The following is a 19,299-nucleotide window of genomic DNA, read 5'->3' as shown; positions in this document are numbered from 1 at the left end:
TTGGAGAAGGATGATGGAATCAGGACCTCTGAACCGGCTGCGTGCGGCGTGGGCGCGCCTTTTCGAAACGAGGCCGCCCCGCCGCCACGTGCTGGAGGATTCAACGGTGAGCCGCCAGCGCCGCCTGCTGGACTACTTCGAGGCGCGCCGCGACCCGCGCGATCTCCCCGACCTCCTTCCGCTGGTCCTCTCACCGGACGCGGGAGTGATGGCGGAGGCCGCGGCGGCTATCGACGAGTACCTGGGCCAGCGGACGCCCAAGGAGCTGCTGGCGATCGCCGAAGAGGTTCGGCGAAGCACCTGGTGGGCAACCGCGTCGGGAGACTCGTCCCGATCCGCTGCCGTGAACGACGTACCCCGCCTCCGTGACTGCGGCGAACACGGGGTCGCCGTTCTGGGACTGGCGAGCTTCCATCCCAGCGGGTACGTGCGTGAGGCGGCGGTCCGGGAGCTGGCCACCTTCCAGGGAGGCGGGGAGCTGCCTTACCTCCTGATCCGGCTCAACGACTGGGTCGAGCCCGTCCGGGATGCGGCCTACGAGGCGGTCCAGGCGCGGCTCGTCCCCACCTGCGCCCCGCACTTCGTCCGCAGCCTCTGGCTCGCGGAGCGGCTAGAGCGCTGCGGACGCGCGGACCACGAGGCGCTGGTCGGGCGGGTGCACGAGCTCCTCACCGGCCCAGCGGGGCGACCGGCCCTGCGCGCGGCCCTGTCCACGAGCGATCGGTGGTTCCGGCGGAGGTGCTATCGGCTGCTCCTGGATACGCCGGCGGAGGACGGGCTGGAGATCATCCGCACGGCCGTCCGCGACGAGGACGCGATGATCCGGCTGCGGGCGATTCGAGCCGCAGGGGTGGTGCTCGATACAAACGATCTACGCGAGATTCTCGAGCAGGTGAGCCACGATCCGTTCGTGCCCGTCCGCCGCGAGGTGCTTGGGATGTGGGTGCGGCACTTTCCGGAGGCGGCGGAGTCCGTGCTGCGCGATGCACTGCTCGACGCCAGCCCCGCGCTGCGCCAGACGGCACGCGACGATCTCAAAGAACGAGGGGCCGGCGAGTTCCGGGATTTCTACCTGTCCGCGCTGGAGGTTGCACGCGGCAGCCGGCTGCGGCCCGCCCTCTTCGGCCTCGCGGAAACCGGGAGCGAGGCCGACGCGGCGCGACTCGAAGAGTTTCTATCGCACACCGCTCCGGGCGTTCGCAGGGCGGCGGTGACGGCGCTGTCCCGCCTCGATCCGGAGGCGTACATCTCGGCCTTCGTGCGGGCGCTGGAGGATGACAGCCCGGGCGTCTCCAGGGCGGGGAGGCTGGCGCTGGTGCCCCGCGCGGCGCGTGTTGGAGCGGAGAAGCTCTGGAGCCTCGTGGCCGGCGGCTTGGAAGCGCACGTGCGGCGGAACGCCCTCCTCCTGCTGGCCGCCACCGGAAAATGGAACAGCATCGGCTGGATGATCCGCGCTTGCCGGCTCGCGGATGAACGGCTCGCCGGGATCGCGCGGCAGCAGGTGGCGCAGTGGATCGCGCGTTTCAACCGCGTGCAGGTGCAGCCCACCAGGGACCAGTTGGAACACATGGCCCGCGCGCTCGATGAAGGCGCGGCACTGGACACGGAGCGCGAGCGTATGCTGCGCTTCCTGATGAAAGGCTACGCATGAAGATCAAGATTCCCGAGCTGTCGCTGGTGGTGCTGGTCGGTCCTTCGGGGGCGGGCAAGTCCACCTTTGCGCGCACGCACTTCGGCCCGTTCGAGGTGCTGTCGTCGGATCATTGCCGCGGGCTGGTGTCCAACGATGAGAACGACCAGTCGGCGACCAACGACGCCTTCGACGTCCTGCACTACGTCGCGGCCAAGCGGCTGCGGCGGGGGAACCTCGTGGTGGTGGATGCCACCAACGTGCAGCCGGAGGCACGCAAGCCGCTGGTGGCGCTGGCGCGCGAGCACCACGTGATCCCCGTCGCCATCGTCTTCAACCTCCAGGAGCAGCTCTGCCGGGAGCGCAACCGCGAGCGCACCGACCGCGCGTTCGGCCCGCACGTCATCCGCAACCAGAAGGATCAGCTTCGGCGGTCGCTGCGCGGGCTGGGGCGCGAGGGGTTCCGGCACGTCATCGTCCTCGACACGCCCGAGCAGGTCGCGGCCGCGGAGCTCGTGCGCGAGCCGCTGTGGAACAACCGCAAGCACGAGCACGGCCCCTTCGACATCATCGGCGACGTGCACGGCTGCCGCGAGGAGCTGGTGCTGCTCCTCCAGGAGCTGGGCTACGCGGTTGACCTCGTCGCGGGCGTGGACGGTGCGCCCGCGTACGCCGTGCGCCCGCCCGAGGGCCGCAAGGCCGTCTTCCTGGGCGACCTGGTGGACCGCGGGCCGGACACTCCCGGCGTGCTGCGCCTGGTGATGGGGATGGTGGAGGCCGGCACCGCGCTCTGCGTCCCCGGCAACCACGACGTCAAGCTGGTGAAGGCGCTGCGCGGCAAGAACGTGCAGCTCAAGCACGGCCTGGCCGAGTCGCTGGAGCAGATGGAGCGTGAGCCGGCCGAGTTCCGGGGCCGCGCGGCGGCGTTCCTGGACGGGCTGGTGAGCCACTACGTGCTCGACGAGGGGCGGCTGGTGGTGGCGCACGCGGGGATGAAGGAGGCGTACCAGGGGCGCGGCTCCGGTGCCGTGCGCGAGTTCGCGCTCTACGGCGAGACCACGGGCGAGACGGACGAGTTCGGGCTGCCGGTGCGCTTCAACTGGGCGGCTGAGTACCGCGGCGCGGCCACCATGGTCTATGGCCACACGCCGGTGCCCGAGCCGCAGTGGCTGAACAACACCATCAACATCGACACCGGCTGCGTCTTCGGCGGGCGGCTGAGCGCGCTCCGCTACCCCGAGCGCGAGATCGTTTCGGTGCCGGCGGCGCGCGTGTGGTCGGAGCCGGTGCGCCCCTTCCTACCCGAGGAGCGGCTCGCGCCGCGCCTCTCCGAGCAGCACCGGCTGGACGACGTGCTGGACATTGAGGACGTGACGGGGAAGCGCATCGTCGCCACGCGCCTGCGCGGCAACGTCACCGTGCGCGAGGAGAACGCCTCCGCGGCGCTGGAGGTGATGAGCCGCTTCGCCGCCAACCCCAAGTGGCTCCTGTACCTGCCACCCACGATGTCGCCCTCGGAGACGTCGAAGGAGCCCGGCCTGCTGGAGCACCCCGCGGAGGCGTTCGGGTACTACCGCCACGAGGGTGTGCCGCGCGTCGTCGTGGAGGAGAAGCACATGGGCTCGCGCGCCGTCGCCGTGGTCTGCCGCGACGAGGACGCCGCGCGCCGCCGCTTCGGCGTGGTAGACGAGGGCGTGGGGATCGTGTACACGCGCACCGGCCGCCGCTTCTTCGCGGACACCGCGCTGGAGGCCGAGCTCGTGGCGCGGCTGCAGGCTGCCATCGACGCGGCGGGGATCTGGGATGAGCTGAAGACGGACTGGGTGTGCCTGGACGCGGAGCTGATGCCCTGGTCCGCGAAGGCGCAGGAGCTTCTGCGCTTCCAGTACGCGGCCGTCGGCTCGGCGGCGCGCTCCGCCTTCGCCGAGGCCGTCCCCGCGCTCGCCCGGGCGGCGGAGCGCGGGCAGGCGGTGGAGCTGCTGGCGCACTTCCGCGAGCGGGAGGCGCTGGCCGGCAAGTACGTGGACGCGTACCGGCGCTACTGCTGGGACGTCGCCTCGGTCGCGGACCTGAAGCTGGCGCCCTTCCATCTGCTCGCCAGCGAGGGCGCGGTGCACACGGGCCGCGACCACGCCTGGCACATGGAGACCATCGCCCGCATCTGTGCCGCGGATCCGGAGGTGCTGCTCGCGACCGCCCACCGCGTCGTCGACGTCACCGATCCCGAGGCGCAGGACGACGCGGTGCGCTGGTGGGAGGAGCACACGGAGCGCGGCGGCGAGGGGATGGTGGTGAAGCCGCTGGACTTCATCGCCAAGGGGCGCCGCGGCATCGTGCAGCCGGCCGTGAAGTGCCGCGGCCGAGAGTACCTGCGCATCATCTACGGCCCCGAGTACACGGAGCCGGCGAACCTGGAGCGCCTGCGCAAGCGCGGCCTCTCGCACAAGCGCTCGCTCGCCCTCCGCGAGTTCGCGCTGGGTATCGAGGGCCTGGAGCGCTTCGCCCGCGGCGAACCCCTGCGCCGCGTGCACGAATGCGTTTTCGCCGTGCTGGCGCTGGAGAGCGAGCCGGTGGACCCGCGGCTGTAGCGGCCTCGGCCGTTCTCGGCGCACCCGAGACGAAGACCGACTGCAGGCTCACACAGAGGCACAGAGACACAGAAAAGAGGCGTAGCTCTTCTCTGCAGTCTCTGTGCTTTTGTTCGTTCACCCCGTCTGTCTGGCGATGCCGTTCTGGACACGGTGTGCGGTCTCGGCCGATACGTGTCCCCATCGAGGCGTACTTCAAGCTTTCGCATCGCGCCGCCTCCCCCTCTTGCGTGTCTGCCGCTCTGCCAGCCTTTCTAGCTCGGCCAGCGACCGTGCAGAGGGGCGGGCGAAGAGCTGTTCGAAGCCCTCAGTTGCGTTCAGGATCAACGCAAGCTTGAGCAGGCGCTCCAGCGAGATATGCCCTGTTCGCTCGAACTGGCGGTATGTCGCGAGGGCCAGGCCCGCGCGCGCCGCGAATTCCTCTTGAGTCCAGCCGTGGTCCAGCCGAAGCACCTTCACCCGTCCTGCCAAGGTGCGGGCGATCTCCCGCGGGCTCTGAACGCTAAGTAGCAGCATGTTGGACGTTGAGTTGGATTTCATCCCTCACCTGACATCATAGTATCACTTCCAAGCTCATCGCAGAACAGCCGCATTCGTGGACCGCTACGCCGTCGAGGACGCGCCGAGTGTCTACGGGCGGAACTCCCGCCGGTGCGCCGGGTCTAACCCCCTCCACCCCGGCCATCCATCGGTAACTCCGTGTCCCGAAACCACATCGGGGAACGGTTCGTGCGCGGTGGATGCGAGCACGCCGGCGCCGCCGGACCCGCACACCTCGGCTTCCGCAGGATGCAATACACTCAGCGCACCCGACTCTCCGGATCGTTCAGCGCCGCGGCGGCCATCGCCGGGGTGGTGATGGGGCTGGCCATCGGCACCTCGTGGGGGGAGGAGAACGTCCGCCGCGAGCTGCGCGACCTGACGCTCGTCCCGTCGTCGTTCGACGTGGACCCGCTGCGGGGGCTGACGCGCGCCGAGATGCTGGCCGCGGTGACGCTGGCGCGCGCCGCCCTGGCGGACGGGCGCCCGTGGGCCGCGTGGACGGGGCTGCAGCCGCACGTCGCGGAGGGATCGGATGCCCCGCCGGCGGTGGTGCTGCTCGCGGCGCGCGCCGCGGCGGGGTGGAACGGGTGGCCAGAGGTGCGCGGACTTCTGCGCGGGCGCGAGTGGCTGGCGCGCGAGGGCGGGGGCGAAGGGTTCCTCCTGCTGGGCCGCGCCGAGGAGGCGGGGGGCAACTGGCCGCGCGCAGCCGACGCGTACCGCCGCTACGCCCGCGCCGCCGCGCCGGACGAGAGCGCTGTGGCGTACGCGCGCCTGGGCCGCGTGCTCCTGCGCCAGGGGCGGAGGACGGAGGCGGGCGCCGCCTTCGCCCGCGCCGCGGAGACGCAGGGGAGCGCGGCGGACTGGTACCGCGCCCTGGCGGTGGAGGCGGGGCACGCGATGGCCGCGCCAGCGCCCGAGAGCGGGGCCAGTGCAGCCGCCCTGGCGCGCCAGGCACGCGCCGAGGCGAACGTGCTGGCGGGACGCGGTTCGATCGACGCGGCGGCGGAGCGGCTGGCGCGCGCGGCTGCATCGGCCGCGCAGTTCGACCCGACGGCGGCGGCGGGGCTGGAGATCGCGCGTGCCGGAGTGCTGGAGCGGGCTCGCAGAGGCGCGGAGGCACGCGAGCCGTTGCGCCGCGCGGCCGCCGATGCGCGGGTGGAGACGGGCACGCGGATGAATGCCGCGGCCACACTGGGGCGCGTCGTGAACGGCCGCACGATGGACGAAGAGCTCGCCCGCGCGGACGCGTACGAGGCGGGTGGGCGGCCGGGGCTCGCGGCGAAGGCGCTGCGGGCGGCGCTGAAGGCGGGCGCGCCGGACGATCCGCTCCTTCGGCTGCGCATGGGGCGGCTCCTGCTGGATGCGGGCGATGCTGAGCCCGCACACGCCGCGCTGACGGATGCCGCCGCGCGCGTGGGGCCGGAGTACGCCGCGGACGCGGAGCTCCTCGCCGCGCGCGCCCTGCTCCGCGCCGGCCAGAGCGACGACGGGATCGCGGCGCTCAAAAAGGTGGCGGAGCGCTTCCCCGGGACGGCGGCTGCGGCGGGGGCGTGGTTCTTTCTGGGCGATGCATCGAGCACGCGCGAGCTGGCCATCGCCAACTACCGGCGCGGCGCGGCGGTCCGAATCGGGCCGTACGCCCGCGAAGCCCTCTTCCGCGCGGGCGACCGCGCGCTCAAGAACCGCGACCCAGCGCTGGCCGCCGCGCTGTGGGAGGAGTACGCCACGCGCTACCCGTCCGGCTCGGAGACGTCGGAGGTGGCGTACGCCGCAGGGGTGTATCACGAGCGCGCCGGGCGCGGCGACCGGGCCGCGGCGCTGTATCGCATCGCCCTCTCCGCCGACCCGGTGTCGTACTATGCCGTCCGCGCCGCCGACCGGCTGGGGACGGACGTGCTGGCCGACGCGCTGCGCGATCCGCTTCCGTGGACGGGGCTCGCCTCCGACCCGGCCGAGGCCGCCACGGCGCTGCGCCGGCTGGACGAGCTGGAGCGCGCGGGGCTGGATGGGCCATGGGAGGAGGAGCTCGCCGCGCAGCTTCGCAGGCTCGAGCGCCGCCCGACCGCCACGCTTCTGATCGCGGAAGGCTTGCGCGACCGGGGGCACGCAGTGGAGGGGATCAACATCGGGCGCGGGCTGCTGGCCGACCGTGGCGGTCGGTGGGATGCGCGGCTGCTGCGCGTGGTCTTCCCCTTCCCGTACCAAGCCGCGATGGCGGATGCGGCCGAGCGCGCCAAGGTGGACCCGTACCTGCTGGCCGGGCTGGTGCGCCAGGAATCTTCCTTCGACCCGCGGGCGAGCTCGCGGGTTGGCGCCGCCGGGCTGGGGCAGATCATGCCGGTGACGGGAAAGTGGCTGGCTCGCTCGGCGGGGGTGGAGGAGTTCGAGGAGCGCCTGCTGACCGTGCCCGAGATCAACGCGCGGATGTCGGCGACGTACCTCCGCGACCAGCTCAGCCACTACCGCGGGAAGCGCGACCTGGCGCTCGCCGCGTACAACGCCGGTCCGCGCAACGCGGATCGCTGGAAGAGCGAGCTGGGGTACGGGCGGGACGTGGATGCGTTCCGCGACCGGATTCCCTTTCCGGAGACGCGCGAGTACGTGAAGGTGGTGCTTCGGAACGCGGCCGTGTACCGCAGGCTGTACGGCGGGGAGCGCGATCCGGGGCTCGTGTCGGGGGACTGACGGCCATCCGTCTGGACGGCGGTGGATCTCTCGAGGCGAAGGTGGGGTAAAGTGTTGCCAGGAGCGGCTGTGCCATGTAGAGTTGTTGGCGGCGCGCACCGTCCGCGCTGATTCCTTCCCCGTCCGTCCCCCGCAAGCCGATGCAATCCCGATCCATTCTCGCTGCGCTGGCGCTTGCCGGCGGGCTTGGCGTACTCGCCCCCGAGGCGGCTGAAGCCCAGACGCTGCGCGGCTCCCCGTCCAGCGTGGAGCGCATGTACAGGCAGGCGCGCAGCCATGCGCTTCCCTTCTACCGCACTCCGCGCGGTGTGCGCGCTGCCGCGGCGGATGGGGAGCTGGTGCGCCTCAGCGGGAACTCGAACTATCGCGTGGCGGGGGTCACCTATCCGTACGCGCTCGCCACCACGCGCACCTTTGTGCAGCGGCTGGCGGAGCAGTATCGCGACGTGTGCGGCGAGAAGCTGGTGATCACCAGCGCGATGCGGCCGTCGTCGTTCCGCCTCTTCAACTCGGTGGACAAGTCGGTGCACCCCGCGGGGATGGCGGTGGACATCCGCATCCCGCAGCGCTCGCGGTGCCGGTCGTGGCTGCGGCAGCGGCTCCTGCACCTGGAGTCGCGGGGCGTGGCGGAGGCGACCGAGGAGCGGCGTCCCCCGCACTTCCACGTGGCGGTCTTCCCCGGCCCGTACCGGCGCTACATCGGCGGCGAGTCGAAGCCCGCGGCGCAGAAGGAGGAGGCGCGGGTGGAGCGCCCCGCTCCCAGCTCCTCCTACCGCGTGCGCAACGGTGACTCGCTCTGGTCGATCGCCCGGCGCCACGGCACGAGTGTGGAGCGCCTGCGCGCCGCCAACGACCTGAGCGGCTCGCACGTGAAGCCCGGCCAGACGCTCGCCATCCCGGCCCGCTGAACCCTGGGGGTTGGACAGGAAAAAGCCGCGCGACGGAATCCCGTCGCGCGGCTTCTTTTTGTCATCCTGAGAGAGCCGCCTCACCGATGACCGCCGCACCTTCCAACTTGCGGCGGCGAGCGAAGGATCTAGCCGGCGAGCCGAGGGGTGTGCGTGTCGCGCCGGCCTCTAGTTGCGCGCAGTAGATCCTTCGCTCCGCGCCAGGCTATGGAGCACGGGCGAGGACTGAGTGGCGCGTCGCTCAGGATGACAGAAGGGGGATGCGGGCTCGTCCCGCTCGCCGCCCGCCATTCCCCATTCCCCATTCCCCATTCCCCATTCCCCATTCCCCTCAGTAATACGGATTCGCCCCCGCCGTGTGATCCGTCAGGTCCACGATTTCGCGGAGCTCGGGGACCTCTTCGCGGACCATGCGCTCGACGCCCTGGCGGAGGGTGGCGGCGGAGGAGGCGCATCCCTGGCAGCCGCCGCTCATGCGCACGTAGAGGACGTCGTCGGCGAGGTCGACCATCTCCACGGCGCCGCCGTGGGCGGCGATGCGGGGGTTGATCGACTCCTCCAGGACGCGCTGGATCCGCTCGGCCAGGGGAGTGTCCGCCCAGGCGCTGGAATCGGAGTCCGCCGGCGCGGAGCGGCGCTTCGACTCGGGGGTCTCCACGGTGAAGCCGTCCTCGTCGCTCCACCGGATTGTGGCGCCGCCGAGCAGGGTGGAGGTGTCCAGGTTCAGCAGGACGCGGATGCCATCGAGGTTGATCGCAATCTCGGTGCGCTCCTTGTCCTCGCGCTCCACGAGGGTGATCTCGTACGGGCGGTCCAGCGGGCTGCGCGGGGCATCCGCGCCGCGCGCGAGGACGATGCGGAGCGCGGGATCGCGCACCACCTCGGCATCGACGAGGGACTGGACCTTGGCGCGCGCGTTATCCGTCAACTGAATCATCAGTGTGCTTCCTCAGCGGGGTGGGATCGGCCACGGGTGGATACCCCCCGCGCAGGTCCCGGTTCGGTTGCGTCCCAAGGTAGCGGGTGCGGAGTGCCAAGTCGAATGCGTCGCGGGGCGAACATCCCATTGGTCTCACGCGGAGGCGCGGAGACGCAGAGAGAACAACAAGAAGAGCCTCACGTGGAGACCACAGAAGGAACTTCAGGCTATAGAGAACAAGCTTTGCTGTTCTTGCTCCGTGTCTCTGTATCTCTGTGTGAGCCAGCAGTTGCAGTTTCTCGGCGCCTCCGCGTCTCCGCGTGAGCCCGGCAGTAAAAAGACGCGCCGCCCCGATGCCTGGGGCGGCGCGCCGATTCCGGAAACCGGAAAGAGCTCAGTTCCTGGTGTTCTCCCTGCCACGCCCGCGACCGCGACCCTCGCCGGGGGCGGGGACGGATGCGGGAGGACCGGCATCGCCGCGCTTGCCGCGCTCACCGGGGTTGGCATTGGGCGCGCGGCTGGGGGCGGGCTCCTGCTGGCCGGAGCGGGCCGCGGCCGCCTCGCCGGGAAGCTCGCGCAGGGCATCGGGGCCGCGGCTCATGGCGGCCCTCACCCGGGCCAGCGCCCGCTCGCTCGCCTCGCCGGCGCGCACCAGCTGGCTGAGCACGGCGATGGCCATGGCCCGCTGCGGCGCGGGGGCCTGCGCGGAGAGCGTGTTCAGCACCTCGGGCGTGACGCCCGACTCCAGCGCGTCGGCGCCCATCGACAGGTCCGTGGGGGCCACGCCGCGCGCGCCCATCGCCTGCCGTGCACGGGCCAGCAGCTCCAGGCGGTGCTCCACGGCGCCCGCGATGCGCACCTCGGGGATCCCCTTGGCACGCCCCTCCACGACCTTGCTGTCCAGCAGCGCGACCGGGATCTGCATCTCGGCGGCGCGGCGGCGGGCCGCTTCGATCCTCTGCTCCGGCCCCGGCTGCGCCACGGCCCCCGCGGGGGCGAGGAGCGTCAGCAGCAGCGTGGCGAGGAAAACTGGTTTCATCTCCTACAACTCCAGGTGCTTGAGTAGTACCGTAACACCGGTCTGACGACCTACGCGCGTGCTCCGTCACAAACCGACGTAGTGTGCATCAACCCACCACCAGGACGGCCGAGTTTCCCCCCATTCCGTCGCTCACCAGTGGCAACCCCGGCGGCACCAGAAAGGTCCCATCCGCCTTGCGGAAGCCGTAGTGATGCACCCCGCGGGGGACGCGCACGGTGGCCCTCCAGAACTCCCCGTCGGCCGCCATGGGCACGGGCTGCCAGCCGGTGAAGTCGCCGAGCACGGCGGGGGCGAGGGTTTCGCCCTCGGCGCGGGGGAGGCGAAAGGTGACGCCGTCGGCGGCCACCACCGGGAGCGGCGCGGCGGGACGGGCGGAGGCGGGACGCCGGCCGAAGCCGCGCCGCACACTTACGCTCCAGCTCCGCCGCGGCACGCTGCTGTAGAGCGGGTCCGCCGGCTCCTGGCGAAAGGCGCCCGACAGCTCCGTGCGCCCCACCAGCCGCAGACTCGCGCCGATGCCGGCCGCGGTGGGGGGCTTCGGGTAATCCGGGTCCAGCCAGGCGCCCGCGTACACCCACGCCCCGCCCCATTTGCGCTCCACCTGGGCCCCGCCGCCCGCGTAGGGTAGCTGCCTCCCGTCGCCGTGCAGGTAGCGCGCGCCCGCGGAGAGCTCCACCCCGTGGGACGGCGTCCACGCCACGCCCGCGTTGGTGTCCAGGAAGCCGCGGCGCTCGCTGTACAGGCCGGAGAAGCCGTCGGCTACGCCCACGAACCCGGCGGAAAGTTGGGCGCGAACCGGTCCGTGCTGCACGATGGCGGTGGGAAGCACTTCCACGGTGCCGCCGCCGCCCGTGGGCGCTACGTCCGCATCGACGTAGCCGTACGCGTGCCCGGCCACGGTCGCGCCCAGGGTGAGCCCGCGGCGCCGCGCCACGCCCACGAAGCCGCCCAGCCCCGTGGCCGCCCAGCCGGGCCCCGTGCCGTCCAGCGCGGCTCCGGTGGAGGCGTACAGCCAGCGCTGCGGCGTGTCGTAGCGCAGCGCCAGCGAAGCCGAGGTGCTGCTCACCCGGGCCGCGACGGGATCGTACGCCGCGCGGCCCGCCGTCGCCTCGACGCTCCACCCCTGTGCCGCGAGCGGAGCGGCGAGCATGCAGGCCGCGAGGGCCGGCAGCGCCCGTCTCAAGAGCTCTGGACGACCGGCGGGAGGGAGATCCGGCTGTTCGTGCCGCCGAAGGAGTCGTCCACCTGCGGGGCGTGCGGATCCGCCACCCAGCGCTGTCCATCGACCACGAAGGCGTAGTCGTGCACGCCGGGGCGCAGCGGCACCACGGCGGACCACTCGCCCGGCTTCGTCTGGCGGAGCTGCACGGCGGGCTGCCACCCGGTAAAGGTGCCGGCCAGCGCCACCTGGTGCGCGCCGTTCGCCTCCAGCCGGAACTGCACGTACACCGGCGGCGCGGCGGCGGCCAGCGCGGCGGGCGCCTGCTCCACCCCCGGCGCGTCCGGGAGGATGGCGACGGCGGTGACGGCCGCAAGCGCTCCCGCCAGCCCATAGGCGGGGCGGAAGACGATGCGGACCGGGCGCGGCCGCCAGAGCCATCCCAGAGCGCGCTCCACGACCCCGGGCCGGCGCGGCGCGTGCGCGGGGAGCGCCGCCATCACGCGCCCGGCCAGCTCCGGCGCGGCGACGGCGCGCAGGTGCCGCGAGGCCGCGCCGAAGATGCGCTCCATCTCGGCGAGACGGGCGCGTTCGGCGGGCGAAAGGTCCTCGGCGGGGATGTCGCCGTCGAGGCAGGCGTGGATGCGGTTGCTCATGCGATGCTTCGGGTGCTGGCGGGGCTGGACCTTCGCCGGATAGACGCGCTCCGTGCCCCGCCGGTCACTTCGGATCCTCACGGAAAGATCCCGAACTTATAGGTACCCTGGGCCGCGCTCCGGGTTCACGGGCGTCTGCACGCATGCATCGGGCCCGCGGGACGGCTGAGGATGCCCAAAGTCGCGCTCCGCTGCTCCGTCTTTCCGTAGCAGCTTCCGACTTGACTAACCGGCTGATTCTACGCATAGTTACGTCGCGCACGGAATCCCATTTCCACCGTGCCTGCGCGGCCGCCCGGCCGCGCACCCTCCGACAAACGGCAAACCCGTTCGAAAGACGGGGACGCAAAGCTTCGAGGCTAACGCGGGTCCCACCCGCCACGCCTGTCGAGCTGCCGAAGAGGAAGCAACTCCCATGCATTTCCGCACTCGTGCGGCCGCCCTGGCCGTTCTCTCCATCGTTGCATTCCCGCGCCTCTCGCGCGCCGCGGACGACACGCCCAACGGCCTGTTCAACCGGCCGTTCTACATCGGCGCGTACCTGGGCGAGGCGGACAGCCGCACCGAGCGCATCGAGGTCGGCATCGGCCGCTTCGCGCAGATGGTGGGGAAGCGCCCGGCGATCATCAAGACCTTCCACAACCTGGACGTCGACTTCTCCGAGCGCGGGTGGGCGGGGCAGCTCGTGCGCCGCACCTCGGCCGCGGGCTCCACGCCGTACCTGGCGCTGGACCTGCGCTTCGCCGGCGCGCCGCGGAACGGGCTGCTGGACGCTATCAACTCCGGCCGCGCGGACGCGCAGATCGCGCGGATGGCGCGCGGGCTGGCGGGGGTGCGCGGCACGGTGATGGTGTCGCCGGGTTGGGAGATGAACGGGCGCTGGAACTTCGCCTGGCAGGGCGTCTACAACGGCAACCAGGCCGCGCCGGCCAAGTACGCCGCCGCCTTCCGCCGCATGGTGACGATCTTCCGCCGCGAGGGCGCGCGCAACGTGAAGTGGGTGTTCAGCCCCAACGTGGGGAACCCGCTGGCGCTGGGGTCGGTGGGGCCGAGCCACTGGAACTGGTACGGCCACTACTACCCGGGCGACGCGTACGTGGACTACCTGGGGCCGCACGGCTACAACGGCCCCAGCGTGTGGGGCGGCGTCTACCAGACGTTCGCCACGGTGTTCACCGGCCGCGACTCGGACAACATCCTCACGGACCTGGAGCGCCGCTTTCCGCGCAAGCCGATCATCATCGGTGAGTTCGCCACGCAGGAGGCGCGCGGGTACGACAAGGGCGCGTGGATCAGCGATGCGTTCGCCACGCTGCGCCGGCATCCGAACGTGGTGGGGGCCATCTGGTTCCACACCCGCAAGGAAGCCGACTGGCGGATCGACTCCAGCCGCTCCTCGCTGGACGCCTTCCGCACCGTCATGCGCGACCCGAACGTACGCACGTCGTTTCGCTGACGGCGGGGGGCGAGGGCCGGTAGGCCCCCTCCCCCGCTCGTTCCTCGCTGCCCCTCCCCCAACCGCGGGGGAGGGGCGTTTTGCGTGTGGTGGTGCCCGGGCGCGCAGGGTGGTTCTGCGGAGGGCACGGGCAGCCACGTGGGGCGGCCCCTACGAGGTGGCGGCCCATGGGCGGTGGGCGGTGGGTGGCGAGGGAGGGCAGACACGCAGGTCGGCCCCTACGGGATCCATCCGACAATGCGTGCGGCGGTGCGGCGGCGGGCACGGGCGCGATGAATCGCAGCCCCTACGGGATTGGTTCGTGACGGCGAGCGGCGGTGCGGCGGCGGGCACGGGATCTGTGCGACGGAAAGGGTAGTTCCCCCCCTCACCCGCCCTGCGCCCCCGCAGGCGGGGGAGGGGGCCGGGGGGAGGGGGCCCTCTGCGCGGCACCAGGCCCGCCGAAGCAAAGCAAGCCCCCTCTCTCGATAACGTGAGGGCGCAGCCCTCTCCTGTTATCGGGAGAGGGGGCAGGCGAGTGTAACGAGCCGGGGGTGAGGGCTCCCGGCCCGGACATTGCGAGCGCCCGGGTGGCTGAAACCCGACCTCGGACCCGTCCATGCTCAACGCTTTCAGAAAGATCCTCCGCCCCACCCTCCGGCAGCAGCTGGAGGATGGCGTGCGCGAAGCCCTCCGGCGCTACGCGGACCGCCGCACCGCGCCCGACCTGCGCGTGTACGTGTCCACCGACCTGGTGCCCGCGGGGATGGGCGAGGCGATGTGGGCCCGCGACGAGGCCGACCACCTGCGCCGCTTCTCCGCCCAGTGGGCGCAGGACAACGGCATCGCGCGCGCCGGGCTGCGCGTGGAGGTGGTGCTGCTGGACACCAAGCGCGAGTTCGCCTTCGTGAAGCCGCTCGGGCTGGAGCAGCCGGCGCCCGAGCCCGCGCCGGCCCCGCGCCCCGCCGCCCCCCGCGGGCCGGACCGGGCCATGGTCCCCGCCACCGCCGCGCAGCCGTTCGGCGCGCCGCAGCCGGGGTACGGCGGCGGCGGCGGTGGGGCGGCCGTGCTGCAGGTGGTGGCGTCGGAGACGGTGCGCGACCCGATCCCCCTGCAGGGCGAGGTGGTGGTGGGGCGCAAGGCGGAGGCGGGGGTGTTCGCGCTGGGCGACCGCTACATGAGCGGCCGCCACGCCCGCTTCGCCGTGCGCGGCGGGCAGGTGACCGTCACTGACCTGGACTCCAAGAACCGCACCTTTGTGAACGACACCGCCCTGCCGCCTCACCAGGAGCATCCGTTGAACCCGGGAGACACCATCCGCATGGGGAACACGGTGCTCCGCCTGGCGCAGGGCTGAGCCATGCTGGACACCGTCCTCAACCTGGGGCTGCGCGCCCTGTACCTCCTCTTCGGCGTGGGCGCCTTTCTGGCGATCCTGCGCTGGAGCTACACGGCGGTGCGCGAGAAGCGGGAGCGGTGGGCGGTCTTCATCGCCTTCGGCATGCTGCTGCTGGCGGGGGTGTACACGGCCGGCCACGCCCTCATCCTGATCAACCGCGAGCAGATCGAGGAGGGGCGCGAGCGCTACTCCCGCTTCGGCGACCCGCGCGCTTCGGAGATGAACCGCGGCGACCTCAAGGGGTGGATCCTGGACTGCACCGGCAAGGACGCCAACGCGCTGGCCCGCTACGGGATGCGCGACGGCGAGGTGCAGCGCGTCTACCCGCTGGGCGAGGCGGGCGCGAACCTGCTGGGCGGCGGCGAGGACGCGGACAAGCGCGACTACACCATCGAGCGCCTCTTCGCCGAGAAGCTGAGGGCGCCCAGGAACTTCCGCGAGCGCACCGAGCTGCACGCGGCCGGCGCGGACATGCAGCTCACCCTGTGCGGCGACGCCACGCGCCAGGCGTACGCGCTGCTCAAGCAGTCGGGGTTCCAGGGCGTGGTGGTGATGCAGGACGTGAAGAACGGCGCCGTCGTCGCGTACACCTCCACCGGGACGGCCGAGCAGGCGCCGATGGGGATCAAGCGCTACACGCTGCCGGGCTCCGTCTTCAAGCTGGCCCTTTCCGCGCTCTGGTGGGACTCCGGGATGGGGGACCGGTACATGGCGTGCCCCGCGTACATCCAGGTGGGGAACCGCAAGGTCCGCAACTTCGAGAGCCACGAGTACCCGCCCATCGAGATCCCGCGCAAGATGCTCGTCGTCTCGTGCAACACGCAGGCAATCGCGATGGCGTTCCAGATGAGGCAGCAGCTGGGCGAGGAGGCGTTCGCGGACGCCTACCGCCGCTTCGGCTTCATCCCCTACTCGGGCGACGCGCCCGAGGAGGCGCCGGGGCCGTTCTGGAACAGCGCGTCGGAGCGGTGGACGAAGCGCATGACGCCGCCGCCCAACCGCGTCCTCTTCCGCAAGAAGTTCAACCCGTTCGACTGGGCGCAGATGGCGATCGGGCAGGGGCCGGTGGACGTGACGCCGATCGCCGTGTCGCGGTTCATCCAGGCGATCGGCAACAACGGCGTGATGCTGCAGCCCACCATCGAGCAGGACCGCCTGCGCAACGTTCCCGAGGGCGCGGCGGTGATGAAGCCCCAGACCTCCATGAAGCTGCAGCGCGCCATGCTCCAGGTGGTGGACAGCGGCACGGCCGTGAGCGTGAAGCCGGTGATCGACCGCCTCACCTGGGACATGGGCGGTAAGACGGGGACGGTGGACATCCGCCGCGGACAGCGGCCGGACGGGTGGTTCGCGGGGCTGATGTTCGGGCCGGACGGGCGGCCGCGCTACACCATCGTCGTGTACCTGCAGCAGTCCGGGCAGGGCGGGCGCGCGCCGGCCGGGGTCGCCGCGGCCATGACGAGCTGGATGGCGACGCGCGAGGACGGCCGGGGCGCCATCCGGCAGCCGCGCATGGCCGTGCGCGGGAGGGACTGATGGCGCTCAAGGATCTCTTCCGCGGCGCGAAGCGCTCCGAGCAGCGCGGGCCCGTCGGCGTCGCGGTGCATCTCAAGGCGCACAACATCCCCTCCGCCGAGCGGAGCGGACGGCTGATCCCGGGGCTCCTCTGGTGGGGGCTGCTGGTGGGGGTGGTCTTCTACGTGATGGCGCACGTCTCCATCGCCATGGACGTGTGGCCGACGCACGGCACCTCGGTGGGGGCTGGGGCCACCTTCGTGCGCGACATGGTGGGGCTGGTGGCGTGGCTCCTCCTGCTGGTGGTGCTGCGCAGGATGGGCTACCGCGGAAGCTGGCCGGTGGTGGTGCTCCCCGTGCTCATCTTCTGCATGGTGCGCCCCTCCATCTTCCAGACCTTCACCGACCCGGCGTACCAGGCGCCGCCGGGGCGCAAGGCGGAGGCGAACGACCTCAAGGCCACCCGCAGCCGCCTTTCCACCATCGAGCGGGCGTACAGCGACGAGCGCAAGGCGGCCGTCTTCCAGGGTCCCGCGCCCCCGCTCCCCGATCCGTTCACGCAGGCGATGAAGGGGCAGGCGCGCGGCGCGCTGATTCCGCGGCTCCTTACGTACGCGCCGGTCTTCCTGGCGCCGCTGGCGCTGCTGGCGGGGTTCCTGATGTCGGGGCGCGGATGGCTGCTGCGCTGGTTCCGCGACCGGCGATTGTGGATCTTCGCCCCGGCGATGGTCCTCTTCCTGGGGCTGGCCTTCGCGCCGGGCGCGCGCAGCACGGGCAAGGTGTTCGGCACCACGCCGTGGGAGCTGCTGCTGCCGCTCTTCATAGGCGTGTGGGCGGCCACGGTTGCGGACGACGCGTACAACCTGGGGCAGATCGGGCAGGCGTTCAGACCCCAGCGCGTGGGGCGGCTGCTGCTGTTCGGCGCCCTGCCGCTCGTCCCCTTCCTGCTGATCCACGAGCTCGGCCTCTCGGTGGTGACGGCGGGGAGCATGGCGGCGATGCTGCTGGTGGGCACGCGGCGCGGGTGGTGGGCGGGGCTGATGGTGGGCGTGTGGGCGCTGCTGGTGTTCGCGGCGTTCAGCACGGACCCGCGCTCCATCCAGCGCCTGAACCTGGCGTACCAGCCGTACCAGGACCTGGAGTCGCTCCCGCAGCAGCAGGCGCAGCGGTGGGGCGAGCGCGCCAACTTCCAGATCAAGCTGTTCGACGCCAACATCCTGGAGGGCGGCCTGCTGGGCGAGGGCGCCGGGCGCGGACACGCGGAGACGGCGCCCAACGCGGCCGACGACGGCTACATCACCACCGTCGCGGCGCACTGGGGGCTGGCGGGGTCGGTGGCGCTGGTGCTCGTCTACACTTATTTCATCATGCAGATGCTGGGAGTGGCCGTCCGGGAGCCGGGGGCGTTCGAGCGCACGCTGGCCACGGGGCTGGCGCTGCTGATCGGCATCCCCTTCTGGCTGGCCACGCTGGGCGGGGTGCGGGTGATCCCGCTCACCGGCGTGGTGGCGGCCTTCGCGGCGCACGGCGGCAGCAAGCTGCTGGCCGCCTCCATCAGCGTGGGGATCATCGCGGGGCTCAGCCACCGCCGAACCGAGGAGGAGCGCCTGGAGCACGCACTCGCCACCCCCATGGAGAGCGGCGAGACCGCCGCGACGGGGGTCCGCATCGTATGAGCGCCCACGCCACAGGGCTCGTAAAGATGCATGGCCTCGTCTTCGACGTGGCCGGCATCAGCGCGCAGGGCCCGCGCACCGAGAACCAGGACGCCTTTTCCGTGGACGCCTTCGCCGGCAGCGGGCTGGTGGCGGTGGCGGACGGGATGGGAGGCGAGCGCGCCGGGCGCATGGCGGCCGACACCGCGCTGCAGGCCATCACGGGGCGCGGCCCCATCCACTCGCTGGACGCCGCCCGCTACGCCGTGCGCGCCGCCGACGAGGCCGTCGCGCGCGCCGCGCAGGAGGCGCCGGACGACCGCGCGGGGATGGGGTGCGCCATCGCCATCGCGTCGCTCACGCGCGACCGCAGCCACGGGCTGGGGTGGGTGTGCGCCAACGCGGGCGACGTGCGCCTGATCTCGCGCTCGCCGGACGGCACGGTGCGGCTGGAGACGCGCGACCACACCCCCGCCTACGCGCGCTGGGAGGCGGGGGAGATCGCGCTGGACGAGATTCCGGACTCGCCGGGCGCCAACAAGCTGCAGCGCGCCGTGGGCCGCGGCGCCGAGGCGGACGCCACATGGGTGCCGGTGCGGGCCGGGTGGACGTACCTCCTGGTCTCCGACGGCATCACCAAGGCGATGCGGCTGGACGAGCTGGGCGAGGCGATGACCGTGGGCGACGCGTCCACCACCTGCGAGGCGATCGCGCGCAAGGTGGAGGAGCGCGGCCCGGACGACAACTACACCGCCGTCGTCGTGCGCGTGCTGCCGGACGGCGGCGGCGCGGTGGACGACTCGCTGACCCAGGAAAGCCCGCGCCCCGCGGCCGTGGCGGCACCCGCCGCGGCGGCCGCCGAGACCGCGCGCGGACCCTTCAACCCGCCGGACTCCGTGACCCGAACCCGCAACTCGCCGCTGGCGGGGATCGCCCTGGCGCTGGCGCTGGTGGCGCTGGCCCTGGGCGGCTACGCGCTGATGACCGCGATGAGCGCCCGCAAGACCGCCGACGACAGCATCCAGCGCGTGCAGACACTCAGCCAGCCCAACGTGGCGCCGCCCGTCACCGTGCCGGCCGACTCGCTCGGCGCCGATTCGGCGGCGGCGGCGCCCGTGACCCCGGCCGTGCAGACCCCGAACGTGCAAGCTCCGGCGCCGGCCGG

At 72.3% G+C, this 19,299-nt stretch carries 14 protein-coding genes and 1 riboswitch; of the genes, 9 read left to right on the top strand and 5 right to left on the bottom strand.

The annotated features are described in order from the left end of the window. The first annotated feature begins 13 nt into the window (after positions 1 to 13). Together VF647_06915 and VF647_06910 are read left to right on the top strand one after the other, a co-directional pair. A complete protein-coding gene (locus tag VF647_06915; protein HEX8451807.1) occupies positions 14 to 1,651 on the top strand; it encodes a HEAT repeat domain-containing protein in 1,638 nt (545 codons plus the stop codon). Further along, positions 1,648 to 4,218 (top strand): polynucleotide kinase-phosphatase, encoded by a 2,571-nt coding sequence (locus tag VF647_06910; protein HEX8451806.1) that lies wholly within the window; start codon positions 1,648 to 1,650, stop codon positions 4,216 to 4,218. The genes VF647_06915 and VF647_06910 overlap by 4 nt, the downstream gene beginning before the upstream one ends. A 195-nt stretch (positions 4,219 to 4,413) precedes the next feature. On the opposite strand, the gene VF647_06905 is transcribed toward VF647_06910, so the two are convergent. Beyond that, positions 4,414 to 4,758 carry a helix-turn-helix transcriptional regulator gene (locus tag VF647_06905; GenBank protein ID HEX8451805.1) on the bottom strand — a complete coding sequence of 115 codons (345 nt, stop codon included), beginning with the start codon at positions 4,756 to 4,758 and terminating at the stop codon, positions 4,414 to 4,416. Positions 4,759 to 5,007: 249 nt separating this feature from the next. Between VF647_06905 and VF647_06900 the strand changes: the two genes are divergently transcribed. Together VF647_06900 and VF647_06895 are read left to right on the top strand one after the other, a co-directional pair. After that, positions 5,008 to 7,446: a transglycosylase SLT domain-containing protein gene (locus VF647_06900; protein ID HEX8451804.1), complete on the top strand. Its 2,439-nt coding sequence runs from the start codon at positions 5,008 to 5,010 to the stop codon at positions 7,444 to 7,446. Positions 7,447 to 7,586: 140 nt separating this feature from the next. Further along, positions 7,587 to 8,354 carry a DUF5715 family protein gene (locus VF647_06895; GenBank protein ID HEX8451803.1) on the top strand — a complete coding sequence of 256 codons (768 nt, stop codon included), beginning with the start codon at positions 7,587 to 7,589 and terminating at the stop codon, positions 8,352 to 8,354. Between the two features lie 331 nt (positions 8,355 to 8,685). On the opposite strand, the gene VF647_06890 is transcribed toward VF647_06895, so the two are convergent. From VF647_06890 to VF647_06875, 4 genes are all read right to left on the bottom strand, one after another. After that, entirely contained in the window at positions 8,686 to 9,291 is a 606-nt protein-coding gene (locus VF647_06890; protein HEX8451802.1) for a NifU family protein, read from the bottom strand. Positions 9,292 to 9,667: 376 nt separating this feature from the next. Next, a complete protein-coding gene (locus VF647_06885) occupies positions 9,668 to 10,312 on the bottom strand; it encodes a hypothetical protein (GenBank protein HEX8451801.1) in 645 nt (214 codons plus the stop codon). Positions 10,313 to 10,400: 88 nt separating this feature from the next. After that, positions 10,401 to 11,465, bottom strand: coding sequence for a glycogen-binding domain-containing protein (locus VF647_06880; GenBank protein HEX8451800.1), 1,065 nt, complete (start codon positions 11,463 to 11,465; stop codon positions 10,401 to 10,403). Positions 11,466 to 11,494: 29 nt separating this feature from the next. Further along, positions 11,495 to 12,130: a glycogen-binding domain-containing protein gene (locus VF647_06875; GenBank protein HEX8451799.1), complete on the bottom strand. Its 636-nt coding sequence runs from the start codon at positions 12,128 to 12,130 to the stop codon at positions 11,495 to 11,497. 309 nt (positions 12,131 to 12,439) lie between these two features. Next, positions 12,440 to 12,530: riboswitch (cyclic di-GMP riboswitch) on the top strand. A gap of 15 nt (positions 12,531 to 12,545) precedes the next feature. Between VF647_06875 and VF647_06870 the strand changes: the two genes are divergently transcribed. The 5 genes from VF647_06870 to VF647_06850 form a co-directional block, all read left to right on the top strand. Beyond that, positions 12,546 to 13,586 (top strand): glycosyl hydrolase, encoded by a 1,041-nt coding sequence (locus tag VF647_06870; protein HEX8451798.1) that lies wholly within the window; start codon positions 12,546 to 12,548, stop codon positions 13,584 to 13,586. 598 nt (positions 13,587 to 14,184) lie between these two features. Further along, a complete protein-coding gene (locus VF647_06865) occupies positions 14,185 to 14,922 on the top strand; it encodes an FHA domain-containing protein (GenBank protein ID HEX8451797.1) in 738 nt (245 codons plus the stop codon). 3 nt (positions 14,923 to 14,925) lie between these two features. After that, positions 14,926 to 16,500 carry a penicillin-binding transpeptidase domain-containing protein gene (locus VF647_06860; GenBank protein ID HEX8451796.1) on the top strand — a complete coding sequence of 525 codons (1,575 nt, stop codon included), beginning with the start codon at positions 14,926 to 14,928 and terminating at the stop codon, positions 16,498 to 16,500. Then, entirely contained in the window at positions 16,500 to 18,155 is a 1,656-nt protein-coding gene (locus tag VF647_06855; protein ID HEX8451795.1) for an FtsW/RodA/SpoVE family cell cycle protein, read from the top strand. The genes VF647_06860 and VF647_06855 overlap by 1 nt, the downstream gene beginning before the upstream one ends. Positions 18,156 to 18,181: 26 nt before the next feature. Further along, positions 18,182 to 19,299 (top strand): hypothetical protein (locus tag VF647_06850; GenBank protein ID HEX8451794.1); only part of this gene is annotated, 1,118 nt, incomplete at its 3' end.

Origin of the sequence: Longimicrobium sp., from assembly GCA_036387335.1 — a bacterium.
Taxonomy (GTDB): Bacteria; Gemmatimonadota; Gemmatimonadetes; order Longimicrobiales; family Longimicrobiaceae; genus Longimicrobium.
This window is presented reverse-complemented; position numbering and strand designations above follow the sequence as displayed.